This window comes from Streptomyces sp. NPDC104581 (assembly GCF_055583685.1).
The window spans coordinates 142,670-161,953 of record NZ_JBVJNN010000008.1 but is presented as its reverse complement, the minus strand read 5'-3'; the positions used below and the strand labels follow the sequence as shown (position 1 = coordinate 161,953).

Below are 19,284 nucleotides of genomic sequence, written 5' to 3'. Positions count from 1 at the left end.
GGTGACAGCGGCAATGTCGAACGCGAATCCGGCACCGGACGGAGCACCGGACGCGGCACCGGACGGGGCGGCGGGTCCCACGCCCCTCGACGGCGTGAAGGTCCTCGACCTCTCGCGCTTCATCGCGGGCCCGCTCTGCGCGCAGATCCTGGCCGACTTCGGAGCCGAGGTGGTCAAGATCGAGCGGCCGGGCGGTGAGGACTCCCGGCACCACGGGCCGTACCACCGTGACGAGAGCGTCTACATGTTCCTCTACCACCGGAACAAGTACGACGCCTCGCTGGACACCCGCCATCCCGAGGCGCTCGGAATCCTGGAGCGGCTGATCGCCTGGGCGGACGTCGTCGTGGAGAACTACCGGCCGGGCACGATCGAGAAGATGGGCATCGGCTACGAGCGGATGAAGGAGATCAACCCCGACATCATCCTGGTGTCGATCTCCGGCTTCGGACAGACCGGTCCGGACTCGCGCCGCGCCCTGTTCGACGCCATCTCGCAGGCGTCGTCGGGGCTGATGGACATGACCGGAGAACCGGACGGCAAGCCGACCCTCAGCGGCACCTACATCGCCGACTACACCACCGGTTACCAGGGCGCGATCGGGGCGCTGCTGGCGATCCTGCACCGCGAACGCACCGGCGAGGGCCAGCTCGTGGACATCGCGTCCTTCGACACGATGTTCTCCGCGCTCGGCATCCGGCTCATGTCCCAGCTCATGCTGGGCCAGGACATGCCCCGCAGCGGCTCACGCGACCTGCTGACGGCGCCGGTCAACGTCTACGAGGCGGCGGACGGACCCATCTACATCCAGGCCGGCACCGCCTCCCTCTTCCCGAAGCTCTGCGCGGTGATAGGGCGGCCGGACCTGGCCGACGACCCGCGCTTCGCCCGTGTCGAGGGCCGGATGACGCACCAGGAGTTCCTGGAGGGCGAGATCGGGGCGTGGGCGGCGGGCCGGACGAGGGAGGTCATCGCGCGGTCCCTGGAAGAGGCGGGCGTGCCCTACGCCAAGGTCGCCTCGGTCGCGGAAGTGGCCGAGTCACCCCAGATCGCCGCCCGTGACATGATCGTTGAATCGGAGCATCCCGAACTCGGTACCATCCGGATGCCCGGTAATCCGATCAAAATGGAGAAGACTCCGCCCATGGTCCGCAAGGCGCCACCTCGGGTCGGCGAGGACAACAGCCACGTCTACGGGGGCATCCTCGGACTGTCCGACCAGGACATGGGCCGGCTGCGCGCCTCGGGAGCCATCTGACCATGGCGCGCGCACCCAGGTATCAGGTGATCTACGACGACCTCGTCTCCCGGATCCGGTCCGGCGCCCTGGCCCCCTCGGCGCGGCTGCCCAGCGAGACGGACCTGGCCAGGCAGTACGGGGTGAGCCGGATGACCGTGCGGCAGGCCCTCGACCTGCTCGACTCGGAGAGGTTCGTCGTACGGCGGCAGGGCAGCGGCACGTTCGTCAGCGGGCACGGCGACCGGGGGCGGCGGCTCAACCGGCTGCGCTCCTTCGCCGAGGAGATCGAGGGCACGGGCGGTGAGCCGTCCACCCGGCTGATCCACTTCGAGACCACGGCCGCGCCCGGCGAAGTGACCGAGATCCTCGGCGGCACGGCGGACGACACGGTCAACCGGCTCACCCGGGTACGTCTCGTCGACGGGTCGCCCGCCGCGCTCCAGGACGCCTGGATCCCCTACTCCGTCGCGCCGTCACTGTGCCGGGAGCCGCTGCTCGACGACTCCCTCTACCGCACCCTGACGACACGCTTCGGGGTCGAACTGCGGCACGCCGACCAGTCCATGACGGCCACTCTGCTGACGGCCGAGCAGGCGGAGCTGCTGGAGACCGAACCCGGCGGGGCCGCGCTGGTGGTGCGCCGCACCACCTACGGATCGCGTGGCGAGATCGTCGAGTTCACCACCAGCTGGACACTGCCCGGATTCCCCTTCCTGCTGAGGATCGACGCCGAATGAGCGCACACGTCGTCGCGGTCGATGTCGGTACCTCGGCCGTGCGGGCCGCCGCGATCGGCGCCGGGGGCCAGGTCCTCGCCCAGCGGCGGATCGCCCGCACGTCGGGACTCGGCGGCGACACCTTCGACGCGGACGAACTGGAGCGGGACGTACGGGCCGCGCTGGCGGGTGTCTCGGACGGACGCGCGCCGGCCGCGCTCGCCATCGCCGCCCACATCGGCACGGTCGCCGTCGATTCCGCACTCCGGCCCCTCGGACGCGGCGGCGGCTGGGCGGACACCCGGGGCGTGGCACGGCTCGCGGCGCTCGGCGACGCGACGGTGCGGCGGCTGCTGCGCGACGCGGGCCGTCCGGCACTGACCGGCGGCGCCCTCGCCCATCTCCTGGGCATGGAGCCCGGACTCGCGTCGCGGGCGCACGCCGTGCTGTCGCCCAAGGACTTCCTCGTCGCCCGGCTCACCGGAAGCCTCACCGCCGACACCATCAGCGCCGCCTACACACTGGCCTCCGACGTACGCCGGCGCGCCTGGAACACCGGCCTGCTCACGGAGGCCGGTCTGGCTCCCGTACCGCTGCCACCGCAGTCGGAGCCGACCTCCGTGGTCGGCGCCCTCACCGGGGCGGCCGGGGCGGCCACCGGCCTGCCCGCCGGACTTCCCGTGATCGCCGGCGGCCCGGACGGATCCGTCGGCATCGGTCTGCTCCTGGGCGGGGCCGGTGACGTGATCGCGGACGTCGCGGGCACCACCGACGTCATCGGGCTGCTGCTCCCGGGCCCCGACGACGTACCCGAGGGCGCCGTGCTCAACCCCTCCGTCCTGCCCGGCCGGTTCGTCGCCGGCGGGGCGACCGGGCTCACCGGCGGCGCCGTCGCCCGGTGGCGCGAACTGGTCGGCACCGTCGCGGACGAGGAACTGGCCGCGGTGCCACCGGGCGCGAACGGGCTCACCGTCCTGCCCGGCATGACGGGCGCGCGCTTCCCGACCTGGCGCTCCGGCACCCGCGGGGCGGTGCTCGGCCAGCGCCCCGACCACGACGCCGCCTGTCTGCTCCGGGCCGCCCAGGAGGCGGCGGCCTTCACGGTGCGCGAGGGGATGGACCGCCTCGATCCCTCGGGCGGTCTGCCGGTCGCGCTGGCCGGCGGCTCGTCGCGCAGCGCCCATGTGGCCCGGCTGCGCGCCGACATCCTCGCCCGGCCGCTCCTGATCTCCCCGGAGCCCGATGTGACCCTGCTCGGCGCCGCCGCGCTCGCGTTCATCGGCTCCGGCCTGGACACCGACCTGGACGCGATCCGCGCCCGCCTGATCGGCACCCCGCGCCGGGTCGACCCCGACGCGGGGCGGGCGGCGCGCTACGAGCGACTGCACACCCGCTGGCTGGAACTGCGCGACGCGACGGACGAACTGCCGACCGCGTCGGGTGCTACCGGTTGACGGCGGACATGCCCGCCTCGTCGTAGCGCTGTCCGGCGGCCTCGGGGACTTCGGCGTCGACGCGGGCGAGATCGTCGGCCGTCAGCTCGACGTCCAGCGCGCCGACGTTCTGTTCGAGGTAGGCGCGGCGCTTGGTGCCCGGAATCGGGACCAGGTCGTCGCCCTGCGCCAGCACCCACGCGAGGGCGAACTGAGCGGGCGTGACGCCCTTCTCGGAGGCGATCTCCTTCACCTTCTCCGCGAGCCGCAGGTTCGCGGTGAGGTTGTCGCCGGTGAAGCGCGGACCGCCGCGCCGGAAGTCGTCCTCGTCGAGCTCCTCCGGGGAGGAGAACCTGCCCGCGAGGAATCCGCGGCCCAGCGGCGAGTACGGCACGAACCCGATGCCCAGCTCACGGCAGACGGGCAGGACCTCGGCCTCCGGGTCCCGGCTCCACAGCGAGTACTCCGTCTGCACCGCCGTGACCGGGTGCACGGCGTGGGCGCGCCGGATCGTCTCCGCGCTCGCCTCGCTCAGGCCGATGTGGCGCACCTTTCCCTCGGCGACCAGACCGGCCATCGCCCCGACCGTCTCCTCGATCGGCACCCGCGGATCGACGCGGTGCTGGTAGTACAGGTCCACGTGGTCGGTGCCCAGCCGCTTCAGGGAACCCTCGATCGAGCTGCGGACGTGCTCCGCCGAACCGTCCTGCCGGCCGACCGTGCCCGGGTCGCCGGGGACGGCGTCGTCCATCCGGTTGTTGAACTTCGTGGCGATCACGTACTCGTCGCGATGCCCCTTCACCGCGCGGCCGACCAGCGACTCGTTGGTGAGCGGCCCGTACATCTGGGCACTGTCCAGGAAGGTCACGCCCAGTTCCCGAGCACGCTGGATCGTCCTGATGCCCTCGGCCTCGTCGGCCGTGCCGTAGAAGGCGGACATCCCCATGCAGCCGAGACCGAGCGGTGAGACCGACAGGTCGCGGAGTGTGCGTGCGCGCTGTTTCATCGTGTGGCCCTTCGACGTGAGTGCGGTGCCGCCCCGGAGGGCGTCCGTGAGGTCCGGGCGGCGCCCGTCGTTCCCCGGCCGCCCCGATCCGGTCCGCGGACCGGCCATCTCTCATGAGACGGCCGCGGTGGCGTTCCGGCATCCCGGCGTTCCGGTGTCCCGGCATCCGTACGGACGCTCCGGACGCCAGAACTTCGAGCGCACGCGAAGTCAAGAACCCTCCCCGCGGGCGCGGCGGACGGTGCGGTGCCGCGAAGCGCGTGGCGCGGGCCGGTCCGGGCATGCTCGGGGTGCTGGGACAGGGTTCATCGGTGCTGCGGGGGAGCGGTGTGTTACGTATCCACTTCACGGGGGAGGACGTCACGCGGACCCGCGTGGCCGCGACGATCGGAGCGGCGGCGGAGACCTACTACAGCCTCGAACTGCTGAGGGGGCCCCGGGACGACACCCGCTTCGGCTCGTGGCGGTCGGCCGTCGCCGGCCGGATGCCGGCGGACACCCGACCGCTGACCTCGCTGCTGCCGTTACGCGGCCCCGGGCTCGACCTGCTGGCCCTGATGGGTGAGGTGCCCTCCCTGGAGCACGCGGTGGACAACCTGCTGCACGTGCCCGTGTCCCAGCTCCGACGCGAGTTCGAAGGCGTCGAATTCCGGCCCGGACACCTGCCGTGGGCCAGGAGGGTGGCCGAGGGGGACCGCGAGGCGCGGCGGGAACTGGCCGACGCCGTGCGAGCCTGCCACCGACTCGCCGTGGAGCCGTACTGGCACACCGGGCGGACCGACCTGGTCGCGCTGTCCTCGCGCTACGCCGGCCTCGTGCTGGAGGGCGGCGTGGATCTTCTGCTGCGCTCCCTGTGCCCACCGCTGGTCCGCTGGCGTCCGCCGGTGCTGGAGGCCCCGTATCCGCGCCGGACCGAGGTGCACCTCCAGGGTCGGGGGCTGATCATCACGCCCACCGTCTTCTCCCCGCGCGCGGTGAGCTTCCTGTGGGATCCGCACGACCCCGCCCAGCCGCCCCGGCTGACCGTGCCGGCCCTCCGCGAGCCGCTGGCCGGTGCCGGTGCCGGTGCCGGTGCCGGTGCCGGGGAGGCCGGGCGGGGGACCTCTCCGGGCCGGAACGTGGAGGCGCTGCTCGGCCGTACGCGGGCCGCGGCGCTGCGGATCACGGCGGAGGGCGCCACGACGACGGAGCTGGCCCGCCGTCTCGACGTCTCGGCCGCGGCCGCCAGTCAGCACGCGACGGTGCTCCGCCACGCCGGCCTCATCAGCACCAGTCGCCGGGGCAGGGCCGTGCTGCACGTCGTCACGCCCCTGGGGCTGGCGCTGCTGAGGGCCGGGAGCGGTCACGGGGCGGCCGACGGGTGAGGCGCGGAGGGGGAGCGGGGCCCGGCCTTTAAGGCAGGGCTTAACGGCTTGTCGCCGACCGGCGGATCTCAGCACAGTACGGGTGGCCGAAGGGCCTCGACGGCCGGGCGTGTTCGTACGGATCCGCCCGGCCGGCCCGTATCGGCGGCACGTCAGTCCACCCCTGTCCGACCGACGAAGGAGAAGAAGACCGTGAGGTCACTCGCCGTCAAGTTCCTGCCGCTCGCCCTGGCAGCCGCGTTCGTGAGCCCGTTCGCGCTGGCCGCCCCCGCGTCGGCGGCCCCCGCCCATTACCCGTGCGGGGGCACCCCGCCCGACCTCGACCCCGCCCAGGGCACCGGAAAGGCCAACGGGGTCAACATGCGGACCGGCTCCAGCACCTCCTGCGCCAGCCGGGGACTGGCACATCTCAGCCACACCATCAACTACCACTGCTACACGGTCGGCCAGGACGGTCTCACGTGGAGCTACGCGCGCAACCTCAGCACCGGTTTCGCGGGGTGGATGCGTGACGATCTGCTGAGGGACAACGGCAGCCGGGTCCCCTGCCCCCAGTAGGGGCAGGCACGCACCGGGCCCCCACCGCGTGACCGGGGAGGCAAGGTTTTCGCGAGATTCCCGCCCACACCCCCGGCGCATCGTGTGAACAGGTCAACGGGCCGGCGCGGTTGGACAAGACCGACCACCGGCGAGCACGCAGTCCACCGCGCGGCCCCACCCAACACACAGGGGGAACCATGTCCTTCCGCAAAGCGGTCCTCGTCACCTTCTCGTCCCTGGCCCTGGCCGGTGCCGGCCTGGTGACCTCGGCCTCCGCCGCCCCGGTCGGGGACACCACGCAGTCCGCGGCGGCCAAGTCGCACGGTTGCGACTCCGGCTACGTGTGCCTCTACCCGGGCGCGGGCTGGAACGGTGACAAGCCCGTCTTCAGTTACTACAACTACGGGTACTACAACCTCTCCAACGTGACCGGGACGTGGCGCATCTACAACAACCAGGACGACAGGGCGACCATGTCGACCTGCCTCGGGTACAACGGCACGCGGTGCGAGGGCAATCTCCAGGCCGGCGACTACATCAACAAGAACATGACCCCGATCAACTCGATCACGCTCCAGCCCTGACCGGGCCGGCCCACGAGGGGCTCCCGGGACCGGACCGGTTCCGGGAGCCCCTCGTGAGGACCGGCCCCGAGTCGTGGAACCCGGTACTCCGCACGGCGCCGTGAAACCGGGCGACGCCCCGTCCATTCCCTGATTCACTGGAACTTCGCGTGCCGGGGGGCACGTGGGGCGGGGGCTCCGTCCTCGGACGGTGTCCCGTGACTTCGGGGGAAGCGGATGCCGGATTTCCTGCTGTTGGGAACGGTCGGGTTGCGGGGGCCGGGCCGCACCGCCGTGGACCCGGGCCCGCCCAGGCAGCGCACGGTGCTGTCGGCCCTGCTGGTGGACGTGGGCCGCTGGGTGCCGGCGGAGACCTTGATCGACCGGGTCTGGGGCGAGGAGGTGCCGGCCCGGGTGCGCGCCTCGCTCTACACGTACGTCTCCCGGATCCGTCGGATCCTGGCGGCCACCGCCGGGCCGCTCCCCGCCGGCGACGGCATCCCGGCCGACGCGCCCCGGCTGCGGCGCGGGCGCGGCGGCTATCTGCTGGACGTCGCACCCGGCCGGGTGGACGTCCACCGGTTCCAGGACCTGGTCGACCGGGCCCGGAGCACGGGCGGGTCGGACGCCGAACGAGTGGCGCTGCTGACCGAGGCGATCGGGCTGTGGCGGGGGGAACCGCTGGCGGGCGTGCCCGGTGCCTGGGCGGAGCGGACCCGGCGGAGCTGGGAGCAGCGGTACATCGAAGCGGTGCTCGCCTGGGCGGACGCGGAGGCCCGGACGGGAAACGCCACCCCCGTGATCGGACGGCTGACCGGTCTGGTCGCCGAACACCCGCTGGTGGAACCGCTCACGGTGACCCTGATGCGGGCACTGCATGCCACGGGGCGCGCCTCGGAGTCGCTGACCCGCTACGCCGCCCTGCGAGAGCGGCTGGCCGAGGAGCTGGGTACGGATCCGGCCGCCGAGACCCAGCGGGTGTACCAGGCGATCCTGCGCGGCGAATCCGTTCTCCCCGCGACGGCGACCGGTGCCGGTGCCGCGACCGGTGCCGGTGCCGGTGCCGCGACCGGTGCCGGGGCCGCGGCCCACCTGGCGGCCCCGGCCGCCACGGGCGGTGCGGTGCCGGCGCAACTGCCCCTGGAAGCACGGGGATTCACCGGTCGGCAGCGGGAACTGGCCGGGCTGGACGCGGTCCTCGCCCCCGCTGTCGAAGGTCCGGCGGCGGTGTCGGCGGTGTCGGGAACGGCGGGAGTGGGCAAGACGGCGCTGGCGGTCCACTGGGCCCACCGCGTGGCCCACCGGTTCCCGGACGGCCAGTTGCACGTGAATCTGCGGGGCTTCGGTCCTTCGGGTACGGCGGTGACGCCCGACGAGGCGCTGCGGGGTTTCCTCGAAGCGCTCGGCGTGCCGGCCCAGGGCGTCCCGGCGGACCTCCAGGCCCGGGTGGGTCTCTACCGCAGTCTGCTCGCCGGGCGGCGGGTACTGGTGGTGCTGGACAACGCCTGCGACGCGGATCAGGTCCGGCCTCTGCTGCCCGGCTCCCCCGGCTGCCTCGCGGTGATCACCAGCCGCGACCGGCTCACCGGGCTCGTGGCGGCCGAGGGCGCCCACCTCCATGTCCTGGATCTCCTGACCCGGCTCGAAGCCCAGGACCTGCTGGTCAACCGGCTGGGCGAGGACCGGGTGGCCGCCGAACCGGAAGCGGTGGAGGAGATCGTCACCCGGTGTGCCCGGCTTCCACTGGCCCTGGCCATCACCACCGCTCGCGCCGCCGCCCGCCCCGGGTTCCCGCTCAGCGCCGTCGCCGGGGAACTGCGCGCCAGTCAGGGAAGTCTCGACGCCTTCGACGGCGGGGATCTCAGCACCGACGCGCGGGCCGTCTTCTCCTGGTCGTACCGATCACTGTCCGCGCAGTCCGCGCGCCTGTTCCGGCTGCTCGGCCCGCACACCGGGCCCGACATCTCCGGGCCCGCCGCGGCAGCCCTGGCCGGACTCGAAGTCCGGCGCACCGACGGCCTGCTCGCCGAACTCACGCGGGCCCACCTCCTCATGGAGCACGCACCCGGCCGTTACGGTCTGCACGACCTGCTGCGCGTCTACGCCACGGAACGGCTGTCGGCCGAGGAGCCCGCGCAGGAGCGTGAGCACGCCGTCGGGCGGCTGCTGATGTGGTATCTGCACACCACGGACGCCACATGCCCGCACTTCACCCCGGGCCGTCAGCGCTACCCGCTCAACCCCCTGCCCGCCTCGTGCCGGCCCCTCGACTTCGGCTCCTGCGAACAGGCCGTCACCTGGTGCGAGAGCGAACGCTCCAACCTCGTCGCCGCTGTCCACCACGCCGCCGCCACCGGCCGGACGGCCATCGCCTGGCGGCTGGCCGCCAGCCTGTGGGGCTTCTTCTATCTGCGCAGCCATCTGCACGACTGGCTGGACACCGCCCGGTGCGCGTTGAGCGCCGCCCGGCTCTCCCACGACCGCGCGGGCGAGGCGCGGAGCATCAGCGACGTGGCGTGCGCGCTGGCGGAGATGCACCGGTACGAGGAGGCGATCGAGCACTTCCGCGAGGCGATGGCGATCAACCGGACACTCGGCGACACGCACTCCCTGGCCGAGGCGATGACCAACCTGGGCTACGCCTACCGTCACCACGGCCGCCCGGACAGGTCGGTCGAGTACTGCCGCCGGGCACTGGCCCTCTACCGCGTGCACGGCATGGACTGGGGGCGGGAGGGAAACCTCTGGGCCAACCTCGGTGACTCCTACGAGCGGCTGGACCGATTCGACGACGCCGTCGCCTGCCTGCGCAGGGCACTGCCCGTCCTGCGCACCGAGGGCGACCGGTGGGGGGAGGGCTTCGCACTCGACGTTCTCGGCACCGTGTACCGCCGTCTGCGGCAGCACGACGTCGCCGTCGATAACTACCGCCGGGCGATCAGGACCCATGCCGAGATCGGCAACCGGTTCGGCCAGGCCCACACCCTCGGCAATCTCGGCACCGCGTACCTGGAGAACACCGAGGAGGGCAAGGCCCGCGAGTCCTGGCGACAGGCTCTCGACATCCTGGGCGATCTCGACCATCCGGAGGCCGCCGAACTCCGTTCCAAACTGAACGCCATCACCCGCCCCCGCCCGGCGTGAGCGCACGCCCGCCGGCGCGCCGACCGGCTCATCCCCGGTCGGCCGGGTCCCCGTCGTCGAGGTCGCGGTCGAGATCGGTTTCGGTGTCGTCCTCGTCGTCGAGCCCCTCGACCTCGACCGGCCCCGTTCCGTCGAACGTCACGAGGACTCCGTAGGGGTCCGCGAGCCGCAGTCTGCTCTCCGCGAAGCGAATGGCCCAGGTCCGGTCGGCCCACACGATCGCCTCGGGAACCCCCAGCGTCAGCTCCGGGTGGTCCAGCCAGAGCAGTTCCTCCGCCGTGAGTCCGAAGTGGGGTTCCCGCAATCGGGTGCGGCAGTACTCCAGAGCCTGGCCGACGAAGCCGTGGAAGCCGTTCACGACCTCGTGCGCCAGCCGGAGAGTGGCCTCGTCCGGCGCGGCGGCCGGCTGGACGACCAGACTCAGCCCGGCCTCGGCCGCGTCCGCCGGCTCGCGGAAGCAGCCGCTCCAGCAGGCCAGTGACGGGGGGCTCTCCACCCTGCTCAGCACGGTCCCGGCGACACGCACGGTCGCGGGCGGCTCCCCGCCGGCGCCGGGACCGTCGGCGGGAGCCGCACCGGCCGGCGCCCCGGTGCCGTCCACCGCTACACCCATGTGTCGAACCACATCCGGTCCTGCCACTCCCCGATGGGGATCGTCTGGCCCGTGAAGATCGGCCAGAAGTAGATGAAGTTCCAGACGATCAGCAGCACCAGCACTCCCGCCCCCACCGCGCCGATCGTCCGGCGTCTCTCGTCCGAGCCCGCCGGGCCCAGCATCGCGCCGATCATCATCGACACCGCCAGACAGAGGAACGGCACGAAGACCACCGCGTAGAAGAGGAAGATCGTGCGTTCCTGGTAGAAGAACCACGGCACCCAGCCCGCCGCGATCGCGCACGCGACGGCGCCCGCGCGCCAGTCGCGGCGGAAGAGCCAGCGCCACAGGACGTACAGGATCGCGAAGCACGCCGCCCACCAGAGCAGGGGCGTGCCGATCGCCAGGACCTCCTGGGCGCACTTGTCCGCCGGGGCCGCCGTACAGCCCTCCGTGCCGCCCCTGGGGTCCTCGTAGAAGTACGAGACGGGGCGGCCCAGGACGATCCAGCTCCAGGGGTTGGACTGGTAGGTGTGGCCGGAGGTCAGATTGACGTGGAAGCTGTAGACCTCGGTCTCGTAGTGCCACAGGCTGCGCAGCCAGTCCGGCAGCCAGGACCACATCCCGCCCTGGCCCTGGGTGGCGGCCCAGTCCCGGAAGTAGCCCTTGCCGGTGACGATCCAGCCGGTCCACGAGGCCACGTAGGTGCCGATCGCGACCGGGACGGTGGAGACGAAGGCCGGCAGCAGGTCGCGCCTGAGCACGGCCGACCAGGGGTTCACGGCGCCCGCGGTGCGCCGCGCGCCCACGTCCCACAGCACGGTGAGCAGACCGAAAGCGGCCAGGATGTAGAGGCCGTTCCACTTCGTCGCGAAGGCGAGCCCCAGCATCAGACCGGCCGTGAGGCGCCACGGCCGCCAGCCGAGCCGCAGGCCCTCCGCGATGTCCGCGTCCGGCCGCAGCACCCCCTCCGCGTCCACCGGCAGCGCCGCCGCGAACCGCCGTCGCGCCCAGTCCCTGTCGAGCAGCAGACAGCCGAACGCGGCCAGCACGAAGAACATCAGCACCAGGTCGAGCAGCGCCGTGCGGCTCATCACGAAGTGCAGGCCGTCCACCGCGAGCAGCCCGCCCGCCAGACAGCCCAGGAACGTCGAACGGAACAGCCGGCGGCCGATGCGGCACAGCATCAGTACGGAGAGCGTGCCGAGGACGGCCACCATGAAGCGCCAGCCGAACGGGTCGAAGCCGAACATCAGCTCGCCGAGCCCGATGATCCACTTGCCCACCGGCGGGTGCACCACGTACCCGGGGTCGGCCGGCACCGGGACCTGCGAGGGGTCGGCCAGGATCAGCTTGTCGACGTCCTTGGGCCAGCTCGCCTCGTAGCCCTGCTTGACGAGCGCCCACGAGTCCTTCGCGTAGTACGTCTCGTCGAATATCACCGCCTTGGGGCTGCCCAGCTGCCAGAACCGCATCAGCCCCGCGACCAGCGCCACCAGCAGCGGACCGAGCCAGGCGGACCAGCGGGTCAGCCGGTCGGCGAGCAGGGGCCGCACGCCGAGCACGATCCACAGGCGCTCGGACGGCTCCGTGTACGGCGGCACCAGGCGCTCGCGCAGCCCGGTCACCGGTCTCGGCGCATAGCCGAACCGCCGCAGCCGCTGGGGCCATGACGGCGGTCTGTCCTCGGCGTCCCGACCCTGGAGGGCTTCTGGCGCAGTACTGGTCACCGCGCCATCGTAGGGAACGCGACTGTGTGACGTGGGCACACGGTGGCGGACACGGCGTGCGGCCGGGGTGCGGGCGGCGCCGGGGACGGGCCCCGGCGCCGCCCTGCGAGGATGGCGTACGTGACTACTGAGCCCTCCCGGGGAACGGCCCCCGCAGCCCCGACCGGCGTCCTCGTCCTCGCCGGGACCCCCATCGGCGACACCTCCGACGCCCCGCCGCGCCTCGCCTCCGAGCTGGCGACCGCGGACGTCGTCGCCGCCGAGGACACCCGGCGGCTGCGCAGGCTCACCCAGGCGCTCGGGGTGCGGACGACGGGCCGGGTGGTGTCGTACTTCGAGGGCAACGAGAGCGCCCGTACGCCGGAGCTCGTCGAGGCGCTGGCCGGCGGCGCCCGTGTGCTGCTCGTCACCGACGCGGGGATGCCGTCCGTCTCCGACCCCGGCTACCGGCTCGTGGCGGCGGCCGTCGAGCGCGGCGTCAAGGTGACCGCGGTGCCCGGCCCGTCCGCCGTGCTGACCGCGCTGGCACTCTCCGGGCTGCCCGTCGACCGCTTCTGCTTCGAGGGGTTCCTGCCCCGCAGGACGGGAGAGCGGCTGGGCAAGCTGCGTGAGGTCGCCGGCGAGCGCCGCACCCTCGTCTACTTCGAGGCACCGCACCGGCTCGACGACACCCTCACGGCGATGGCCGAGGTCTTCGGCCCCGGGCGCCGGGCCGCCGTCTGCCGCGAGCTGACGAAGACGTACGAGGAGGTCAAGCGCGGCCCCCTCGGTGAACTCGCCGAATGGGCGGCCGAAGGCGTACGGGGCGAGATCACCGTCGTCGTGGAGGGGGCCCCGGAGAGCGAGCCCGTGACGGACCCCGGGGAACTGGTGCGCAGGGTACGGGTGCGGGAGGAGGCGGGGGAGCGGCGCAAAGAGGCCATCGCCGCGGTCGCCGCGGAGGCGGGGGTGCCCAAACGCGACGTGTTCGATGCCGTCGTGGCGGCAAAGAATGCGGCCGCGACAAGCCCCCGTGAGGGTAAAGGACTATCTTGAAAGGCAAAGCGCAGACCGCGTGCCGAGCCCTTTCGGCATGAGGAGGCCAAGAGCCTGCCATTAATTCGACAGCGCTGATGCGCTCCCGCCCGAATGGGCGTCCACTGGATCGAGTGGAGAGGAGCCGGCATGAGTGAGACAACGGGCAACGCCGTCGCCCACGAGGCATACGCGTTCTGCTGCATGCGGTGCGGTCACGGCTGGGAGCAGGCATACGACATAGAGCACCACACGGACGCCTCGGGTCATCAATACGTCGTCTACAAGGCGGACGGACTGCGGGTGCCTTCGCCGCTGTCGAGTCCCACCTGTCTCAACTGCGGACACCATGTCGTGCGCATCATGCGCTCGGGACAGGTGTCCTCGGTGCACGCGTACTCCCTGATGAACCAGCAGCGCAACGCCGTCAAGGCGCCCAGAACGCCGAGGGAGCCCAAGGCGCGCAGGACCCGGAAGCCGGCGCGCGAGCCCGAGTCCGGGCCCGGCAAGCCGGTGCCGGTGACGGACGAGGCGGGCGGGGCCGCCGTCGGCGCGGTGGCCGAGGGGGCACGGGCGAAGGCCGACCACCACTGGCACCTCTCCGATCTTCTGCACCCCTTCCACCGCAAGTAGGCGTCCGCACCTGGGGTCCGCCCCGCGGGCGCGGTCCTCGTACGATCGGGACCATGAGCCCCAAGAGCGCCAACAGCACGAGAGGCGCCGCCCGCGCCGAGGAAGCGCCGCCGGCCCCGGAACCGCTCCGGGTGCCGGTCGCGGATTCGCACACCCACCTGGACATGCAGAGCGGCACCGTCGAGGACGCGCTCGCCAAGGCGGCCTCCGTAGGAGTGCCGGTCGTCGTCCAGGTGGGTTGCGACGTGAAGGGGTCCCGCTGGGCGGCCGACACCGCCGCCGCGCACGAGTCCGTGCACGCGGCGGTCGCGCTGCATCCCAACGAGGCGCCGCGCATCGTCCACGGGGACCCCGACGGCTGGTCGCGCCAGGGCGCGCGCGAGGCGGGCGGGGACGCCGCCCTCGACGACGCGCTCGCCGAGATCGACCGGCTGGCCGCTCTTCCCCAGGTGAAGGCCGTCGGCGAGACGGGGCTCGACTTCTTCCGAACGGGGCCGGAGGGCATGGCCGCGCAGGAACGCTCGTTCCGCGCGCACATCGAGATCGCCAAACGGCACGGAAAGGCACTCGTCATCCACGACCGCGACGCGCACGGTGACGTGTTGCGCGTTCTCGCCGACGAGGGCGCTCCGGAACGGACCGTTTTCCACTGCTATTCGGGCGACGCGGAAATGGCCGAAATCTGCGCCGCTGCGGGCTACTTCATGTCCTTCGCGGGAAATGTGACGTTCAAGAACGCGCGTCCGCTGCGCGAGGCGCTGGCGGTCGCCCCGCCCGAACTCGTTCTTGTCGAGACGGACGCGCCATTTCTGACGCCTGTTCCGTACCGTGGACGGCCCAATGCGCCCTATCTGATTCCGGTCACGGTGCGCGCGATGGCCGAGGTGCGCGGAATCGGTGAGGACGAGATGGCGGCGGCGATTTCGGCCAACACGGCACGCGCTTTCGGGTACTGACGCGGCCGGTCCCGTTCGCTCCCGCCCGGCGGCGCGCTCCGGCGCGCTCGGTGCGTCCCGGTGTCTCTGGGTGTCTCCCGGTGTCTCCCGGCGGGTACGACGGGGACTCGAATAGTCACCCCTGGTAGTCGTGCTGCTTTGGAGAGTGACCGCCGCTCCGCTAGTGTCCGCCGGGCATCGGGGGCCCGGACCGACTTGTGGAGCGTCGAGCGTCGTGACCAATGCGCAGAGCAGTCAGCGTGCCGGACGGCACGAGCACGAGCACGGCCAGGGCCACGGCCAGGGGCAGGTTCAAGGGCAGGGGAAGGGGACGGGGACGGGGTACGGGCCCGGCCGGGCCTCCCGCCGCCGTCTCGTCCCGCAGGCCCTCGTCGTCGCCTTCCTGGCCGGCGGCACGTCGGCGTTCGTCGCCAACGACAAGGAGGTCGAACTCCGCGTCGACGGCGCCCCGCGCACGCTCCACACCTTCGCCGACGACGTGGACGAACTCCTCGCCGACGAGGGCGTGAAGATCGGCCCGCACGATCTCGTCGCCCCCGGCCGCGGTGCCGAACTCGCCAACGGCGACGCGGTGGTGGTCCGCCACGGCCGCCCCGTCATGCTCACCGTCGACGGCCGGCGCCGGCAGATCTGGACGACCGCCGACACGGTCGACGGCGCGCTGCGTCAGCTCGGCGTACGCGCGCAGGGCGCGTTCCTCTCCGTCTCGCGCTCCTCCGCGATCCCCCGCGGCGGTCTGGCCCTGGACGTCCTGACGGAGCGCACCGTGACGTTCATGGCCGACGGGCGCGAGCACACCGTCCGTACGACCGCCGCGACCGTACGCGACGCCCTGGCCGGCGCCGGGATCACCCTGCACGGCGAGGACACCACCTCGGCGCGCCCCGACAGCTTCCCGCGCGACGGTCAGACCATCACCGTGATGCGTATCACCACCGACGAGATCGTGCGCGAGGAGGCGATCCCGTACGACGTCGAACGCACCCCGGACGCCTCGATCCTCACCGGCACCCGGATCGTCACCGTCCGGGGCGAACCGGGGACGCGCCGCCTCACCTACGCGGTGCGCGCCGTCAACGGCGTCGAGGGGAAGCCGCGCAGAGTCGCCGAGAAGATCGTCCGCGCGCCCGTCACCGAGCGGGTCAGGTTCGGTACGAAGCGGCGCCCGTCCTCCGTCGCGGGCGCCGACGGCCTCGACTGGGCCGCCCTCGCCGCCTGCGAGTCGGGCGGGCGGCCGGACGCGGTCGACCCCTCGGGGACGTACGGCGGGCTCTACCAGTTCGACTCCGGCACCTGGCGCTCCCTCGGCGGCAGCGGACGCCCGCAGGACGCGTCGGCCGGTGAGCAGACGTACCGGGCGAAGAAGCTCTATGTGCGAAGGGGGGCGAGTCCGTGGCCGCACTGCGGCCGTAGGCTGCACGGGTGAGCACCACAGAGCCCCCCGACGCCTCGGGCGTCCCTGACGCCCCCGATGTCTCCGACGCCCTCCTCGGCCCCGCGGACATCCGCGAGCTGGCCGCCGCCCTGGGTGTGCGCCCCACGAAGCAGCGCGGCCAGAACTTCGTCATCGACGCCAACACCGTGCGCCGGATCGTCCGCACCGCGGACGTACGGCCCGACGACGTGGTGGTGGAGGTGGGCCCCGGGCTCGGCTCGCTGACACTGGCGCTGCTGGAGGCGGCCGGTCATGTGACGGCCGTCGAGATCGACGACGTCCTCGCCGCCGCCCTGCCGCGCACCATCGAGGCCCGGACGCCTGCCCGCGCCGGAGACTTCTCCCTCGTCCACTCGGACGCGATGCAGGTGCGCGAGCTGCCGGGCCCGGCACCCACGGCGCTGGTGGCGAACCTTCCGTACAACGTCGCCGTGCCCGTCCTGCTCCACATGCTGGAGCACTTCCCGACGATCGAACGCACCCTGATCATGGTCCAGGCGGAGGTCGCGGACCGGCTCGCGGCGACGCCGGGCAACAAGGTGTACGGCGTGCCGTCGGTGAAGGCGAACTGGTACGCGCGGGTCAAGCGCGCCGGTGCCATCGGCCGTAACGTGTTCTGGCCCGCGCCGAACGTCGACTCCGGGCTCGTCTCGCTCGTCAGGCGCGCCGAACCGCTCACGACGACCGCGTCGCGGACCGAGGTCTTCGCGGTCGTGGACGCGGCCTTCGCACAGCGCCGCAAGACGCTGCGGGCGGCGCTCGCGGGCTGGGCCGGATCGGCGCCGGCGGCGGAGGCGGCGCTGGTCGCGGCGGGGATCTCGCCGCGGGCACGCGGCGAGTCGCTGACGGTGGAGGAGTTCGCACGGATCGCGGAGTCGAAGGGGGCGGGGGCGTGAACGGCGCCGAAGTGACAGGGGCGGCCATGCGGGGCGCGGACGTGGGGGGGACGGGCGTGGAGGGCACGGACGTGAGCGGTGCGGGGGCGGCTGCCGGGGTGCGAGCCGGGAACGGGAAGGCGGTGACCGTACGCGTACCGGCCAAGGTCAACGTCCAGCTCGCGGTGGGCGCCGCGCGCCCCGACGGCTTCCACGACCTCGCCAACGTCTTCCTCGCGGTCGGTCTCCATGACGAGATCACGGTGACCCCGGCCGACGAACTGCGCGTCACCTGCGCCGGCCCGGACGCCCACCAGGTCCCGCTGGACACCACGAACCTCGCGGCGCGTGCGGCGATCGCGCTCGCCGAATGCCACGGGATCGAGCCGCGCGTCCATATCCACATCGACAAGGACATCCCCGTCGCGGGCGGCATGGCGGGCGGCAGCGCGGACGGCGCCGGAGCACTGCTCGCCTGTGACGCGCTCTGGTCGCTGGGCTCGTCCGAGGCCGAACTGCTCGCCATCTGCGCCGAGTTGGGCAGCGATGTGCCGTTCAGCCTGCTGGGCGGGGCGGCGCTCGGCGTCGGGCGCGGGGAGCGGCTGACGCGCCTGGACGTCGGCGGCACGTTCCACTGGGTGTTCGCGGTCGCCGACGGCGGGCTGTCGACCCCGGCGGTGTACGCGGAGTTCGACCGCCTCACCGCGGGCGCCGACGTCCCGCCCCCCGCCGCCGACCCCGCCCTGCTCGCGGCCCTGAGCACGGGCGACGCGACGGCCCTGGCCGCCACCCTGACCAACGACCTCCAGCCGGCCGCCCTCTCTCTGCGCCCGTCCCTCGCGACGACCCTCGCCACGGGCACGGCGGCGGGCGCGCTGGCGGCCCTGGTCTCGGGCTCGGGCCCGACGACCGCGTTCCTGACGAAGGACGAGGAGTCGGCGCGGACGGTGGCCGAGGCCCTGCTGTCGTCGGGCGACTGCCGTACGGCACGGCTGACCTCGTCACCGGCCGCCGGGGCGCGGGTGGTGTCCTGATGGCCGGTTCGGACTCCGGCACCGCCGCCGGCACCGCCATCGCCACCGAGCCGCTGATCGCGCTGCTCCGGGAGATCGCGGAGGGCTCCGGCGGGCTCGTGCAGCTCCGCCCCGGCCTCTCCGACGCCCGGATGGACGCGTGGGCCGCGCCGGTGCCGGAAGAGATCCGCGTACTGCTGCGCGCAGTTGGCGGCATCCGGATCGCCTTCGGCCGCCGGAAGGACGACGGCGCCTTCCTCTTCTCGGAGATCGACTTCGACGCCTCGCTCAACGAAGGCACCCACCCCATGGGCGGGGACGGCAGCTGGTACGTGGAGCAGGCCGGCGGCCCCGGCACCCACCGCTTCGTCCGTCTCGACTCGGGCGGCGGCTTCACCTATGTGGACGTCGACCGTGAAACCGGTGCCTGGGGGCCGGTGTTCATCTTCTGGGACGACAACGACACGACGCGGCTGGACAGTTCACCGCACGCCTGGCTGCACCGCACGGCCGGCTGCCTGCGCGAAGCCCTGGCGGACGCCGGGGGAGACCCGCACGCGTTCGACTCCGCCTTCACGGAGACCTGGACGGAGCCCCACCGGAGCGCGCCCAGGGTTCCCACGATCCCCGCCGTCGAGGCACGGACGAGCCCGGACCCGGTCATCCGGTCCGCGGCCGCCGCGCTCCCCGACGACGGGGCTCTGGCCGACCTTCGCGAGATGGACGGCGGAGCGGCCGTGATCTTCGACTTCCCGGAGCTGTGCCGCTTCGGCCGGGCACACGCCGGAACGGTACTCACGGCGGTCCCTGCGAGCCCGGACGACGACTCCTGAGCCGTCCCCGACCTCCCCCCCCCCGCACCTCGCTCACTCGCCGCCGCGCCAGGGACGCAGATCGGGGCCGGGGTGCCCGGCGGGGGTGGGGCCGACGCGCAGTTCGGTGGGATCGACTCGCGGTACGGCGGTCAACGCGGACTCCTGGTGGTTCCGTGTGGACCCGGCGGATGTCACGCCGGCTGGTTCGCCGG

Annotated in this window: 17 protein-coding genes; 14 read left to right on the top strand and 3 right to left on the bottom strand. The window is 72.9% G+C overall.

The genetic code is table 11. The annotated features are described in order from the left end of the window. Positions 1-13: 13 nt before the first annotated feature. The 3 genes from ACZ61E_RS09970 to ACZ61E_RS09960 are packed head-to-tail and all read left to right on the top strand — an operon-like array spanning position 14 to position 3,410. Complete coding sequence (locus ACZ61E_RS09970) at positions 14-1,258, top strand: CaiB/BaiF CoA transferase family protein (protein ID WP_469699062.1); 1,245 nt, start codon at positions 14-16, stop codon at positions 1,256-1,258. Positions 1,259-1,260: 2 nt separating this feature from the next. Then, entirely contained in the window at positions 1,261-1,977 is a 717-nt protein-coding gene (locus tag ACZ61E_RS09965) for a GntR family transcriptional regulator (protein ID WP_469699061.1), read from the top strand. Beyond that, positions 1,974-3,410: a xylulokinase gene (locus tag ACZ61E_RS09960; protein WP_469699060.1), complete on the top strand. Its 1,437-nt coding sequence runs from the start codon at positions 1,974-1,976 to the stop codon at positions 3,408-3,410. Before ACZ61E_RS09965 ends, ACZ61E_RS09960 begins: the two co-directional genes overlap by 4 nt. On the opposite strand, the gene ACZ61E_RS09955 is transcribed toward ACZ61E_RS09960, so the two are convergent. Continuing rightward, on the bottom strand, positions 3,400-4,395 hold the full coding sequence (locus ACZ61E_RS09955) for an aldo/keto reductase (protein ID WP_469699059.1): 996 nt from the start codon (positions 4,393-4,395) through the stop codon (positions 3,400-3,402). The two genes, ACZ61E_RS09960 and ACZ61E_RS09955, sit on opposite strands and share 11 nt — an antisense overlap. A gap of 374 nt (positions 4,396-4,769) precedes the next feature. Between ACZ61E_RS09955 and ACZ61E_RS09950 the strand changes: the two genes are divergently transcribed. The 4 genes from ACZ61E_RS09950 to ACZ61E_RS09935 all read left to right on the top strand — a co-directional run bounded on the left by ACZ61E_RS09950 (position 4,770) and on the right by ACZ61E_RS09935 (position 10,006). After that, positions 4,770-5,759 carry an ArsR/SmtB family transcription factor gene (locus ACZ61E_RS09950; RefSeq protein WP_469699058.1) on the top strand — a complete coding sequence of 330 codons (990 nt, stop codon included), beginning with the start codon at positions 4,770-4,772 and terminating at the stop codon, positions 5,757-5,759. Between the two features lie 192 nt (positions 5,760-5,951). Next, on the top strand, positions 5,952-6,317 hold the full coding sequence (locus ACZ61E_RS09945; RefSeq protein WP_469699057.1) for an SH3 domain-containing protein: 366 nt from the start codon (positions 5,952-5,954) through the stop codon (positions 6,315-6,317). Positions 6,318-6,496: 179 nt separating this feature from the next. Continuing rightward, positions 6,497-6,883, top strand: a complete 387-nt coding sequence (locus ACZ61E_RS09940) for a hypothetical protein (RefSeq protein WP_469699056.1) — start codon at positions 6,497-6,499, stop codon at positions 6,881-6,883. 216 nt (positions 6,884-7,099) lie between these two features. Next, positions 7,100-10,006 carry an AfsR/SARP family transcriptional regulator gene (locus ACZ61E_RS09935; RefSeq protein ID WP_469699055.1) on the top strand — a complete coding sequence of 969 codons (2,907 nt, stop codon included), beginning with the start codon at positions 7,100-7,102 and terminating at the stop codon, positions 10,004-10,006. A gap of 28 nt (positions 10,007-10,034) precedes the next feature. On the opposite strand, the gene ACZ61E_RS09930 is transcribed toward ACZ61E_RS09935, so the two are convergent. Both ACZ61E_RS09930 and ACZ61E_RS09925 read right to left on the bottom strand, forming a co-directional pair. Continuing rightward, positions 10,035-10,619 carry a hypothetical protein gene (locus tag ACZ61E_RS09930; protein ID WP_469699054.1) on the bottom strand — a complete coding sequence of 195 codons (585 nt, stop codon included), beginning with the start codon at positions 10,617-10,619 and terminating at the stop codon, positions 10,035-10,037. Then, positions 10,610-12,331: a dolichyl-phosphate-mannose--protein mannosyltransferase gene (locus ACZ61E_RS09925; RefSeq protein ID WP_469699053.1), complete on the bottom strand. Its 1,722-nt coding sequence runs from the start codon at positions 12,329-12,331 to the stop codon at positions 10,610-10,612. The genes ACZ61E_RS09930 and ACZ61E_RS09925 overlap by 10 nt, the downstream gene beginning before the upstream one ends. A 120-nt stretch (positions 12,332-12,451) precedes the next feature. Between ACZ61E_RS09925 and rsmI the strand changes: the two genes are divergently transcribed. The 7 genes from rsmI (at position 12,452) to ACZ61E_RS09890 (ending at position 19,090) form a co-directional block, all read left to right on the top strand. After that, entirely contained in the window at positions 12,452-13,366 is a 915-nt protein-coding gene (gene rsmI / locus ACZ61E_RS09920) for a 16S rRNA (cytidine(1402)-2'-O)-methyltransferase (RefSeq protein ID WP_469699052.1), read from the top strand. A gap of 129 nt (positions 13,367-13,495) precedes the next feature. Beyond that, a complete protein-coding gene (locus ACZ61E_RS09915; protein WP_469699051.1) occupies positions 13,496-13,978 on the top strand; it encodes a hypothetical protein in 483 nt (160 codons plus the stop codon). 53 nt (positions 13,979-14,031) lie between these two features. Further along, positions 14,032-14,934 (top strand): TatD family hydrolase, encoded by a 903-nt coding sequence (locus tag ACZ61E_RS09910; protein WP_469699050.1) that lies wholly within the window; start codon positions 14,032-14,034, stop codon positions 14,932-14,934. A 214-nt stretch (positions 14,935-15,148) separates the two neighbouring features. Next, positions 15,149-16,360, top strand: coding sequence for a ubiquitin-like domain-containing protein (locus ACZ61E_RS09905; RefSeq protein WP_469699049.1), 1,212 nt, complete (start codon positions 15,149-15,151; stop codon positions 16,358-16,360). Beyond that, positions 16,357-17,265: a 16S rRNA (adenine(1518)-N(6)/adenine(1519)-N(6))-dimethyltransferase RsmA gene (gene rsmA / locus ACZ61E_RS09900; RefSeq protein ID WP_469699048.1), complete on the top strand. Its 909-nt coding sequence runs from the start codon at positions 16,357-16,359 to the stop codon at positions 17,263-17,265. The genes ACZ61E_RS09905 and rsmA overlap by 4 nt, the downstream gene beginning before the upstream one ends. 26 nt (positions 17,266-17,291) lie before the next feature. After that, positions 17,292-18,278 (top strand): 4-(cytidine 5'-diphospho)-2-C-methyl-D-erythritol kinase, encoded by a 987-nt coding sequence (locus ACZ61E_RS09895; RefSeq protein ID WP_469699125.1) that lies wholly within the window; start codon positions 17,292-17,294, stop codon positions 18,276-18,278. Further along, positions 18,278-19,090 carry a hypothetical protein gene (locus ACZ61E_RS09890; RefSeq protein WP_469699047.1) on the top strand — a complete coding sequence of 271 codons (813 nt, stop codon included), beginning with the start codon at positions 18,278-18,280 and terminating at the stop codon, positions 19,088-19,090. The genes ACZ61E_RS09895 and ACZ61E_RS09890 overlap by 1 nt, the downstream gene beginning before the upstream one ends. The last annotated feature ends 194 nt before the right edge of the window (positions 19,091-19,284 follow it).

Bases quoted from the DNA above. Each gene is read 5' to 3' on its own strand.
- ACZ61E_RS09970 (WP_469699062.1), top strand. From the start codon at position 14: ATGTCGAACGCGAATCCGGCACCGGACGGAGCACCGGACGCGGCACCG.
- ACZ61E_RS09965 (WP_469699061.1), top strand. From the start codon at position 1,261: ATGGCGCGCGCACCCAGGTATCAGGTGATCTACGACGACCTCGTCTCC.
- ACZ61E_RS09960 (WP_469699060.1), top strand. From the start codon at position 1,974: ATGAGCGCACACGTCGTCGCGGTCGATGTCGGTACCTCGGCCGTGCGG.
- ACZ61E_RS09955 (WP_469699059.1), bottom strand. From the start codon at position 4,395: ATGAAACAGCGCGCACGCACACTCCGCGACCTGTCGGTCTCACCGCTC.
- ACZ61E_RS09940 (WP_469699056.1), top strand. From the start codon at position 6,497: ATGTCCTTCCGCAAAGCGGTCCTCGTCACCTTCTCGTCCCTGGCCCTG.
- ACZ61E_RS09935 (WP_469699055.1), top strand. From the start codon at position 7,100: ATGCCGGATTTCCTGCTGTTGGGAACGGTCGGGTTGCGGGGGCCGGGC.
- ACZ61E_RS09930 (WP_469699054.1), bottom strand. From the start codon at position 10,619: ATGGGTGTAGCGGTGGACGGCACCGGGGCGCCGGCCGGTGCGGCTCCC.
- ACZ61E_RS09915 (WP_469699051.1), top strand. From the start codon at position 13,496: ATGAGTGAGACAACGGGCAACGCCGTCGCCCACGAGGCATACGCGTTC.
- ACZ61E_RS09910 (WP_469699050.1), top strand. From the start codon at position 14,032: ATGAGCCCCAAGAGCGCCAACAGCACGAGAGGCGCCGCCCGCGCCGAG.
- ACZ61E_RS09895 (WP_469699125.1), top strand. From the start codon at position 17,292: ATGCGGGGCGCGGACGTGGGGGGGACGGGCGTGGAGGGCACGGACGTG.
- ACZ61E_RS09890 (WP_469699047.1), top strand. From the start codon at position 18,278: ATGGCCGGTTCGGACTCCGGCACCGCCGCCGGCACCGCCATCGCCACC.